1 protein-coding gene is annotated in these 566 nt (G+C 50.7%); it reads right to left on the reverse strand.

Annotated features, from left to right (window positions below; all coding sequences use genetic code 11):
• Positions 1-566: HYR domain-containing protein (locus M3O96_RS21930; RefSeq protein WP_249725493.1), on the reverse strand; the 566-nt coding region annotated here is incomplete at both ends.

The following is a 566-nucleotide window of genomic DNA, read 5'->3' on the forward strand; positions in this document are numbered from 1 at the left end:
GTTGTCTTCTACATTTACAGTCTGTTGGTCAGTGGCCGTATTTCCATTGCCGTCAACCACTGTCCATGTGACAATGGTTGCTCCTATCGGGAATGTTGACGGTGCATCGTTGCTGATGCCGTCGGAAGGAATGTCCTCGCCTGTTACCTGAGGGTTACCAAGGTCAACTTCTGAAGCTTCACAGCTTCCTCCGTCTGTATCCATCGTGATATTTCCCGGGGCGGTAATGGTTGGTAAGATTTCTCTGGTCACGGTCACCGTCTGTTCAGCCGTTGCCGTATTGCCGCTGTCATCGGTCACTGTCCATATTACTGTAGTCGCTCCTACAGGGAAAGTTGCAGGTGCGTCATTGCTGACATCTTCTACACCGCAGTTGTCAGACGTTGTCGGAGTCCCAAGCTCCACGTCCGTAGCGGAATCATCATCCTCTCCTATCTGAATGCTGATATTGGAAGGGGCTGTAATGACAGGTGCTTGGTTGTCCACTACAATTACATTGAAGCTCCTGGTAGTGATATTTCCGCTCGCATCAGTTGCTGTCCAGGTCACAACTGTGGTGCCCAACA

The organism is Aquiflexum sp. TKW24L, from assembly GCF_023502205.1.
Classification (GTDB): Bacteria; Bacteroidota; Bacteroidia; order Cytophagales; family Cyclobacteriaceae; genus Cognataquiflexum.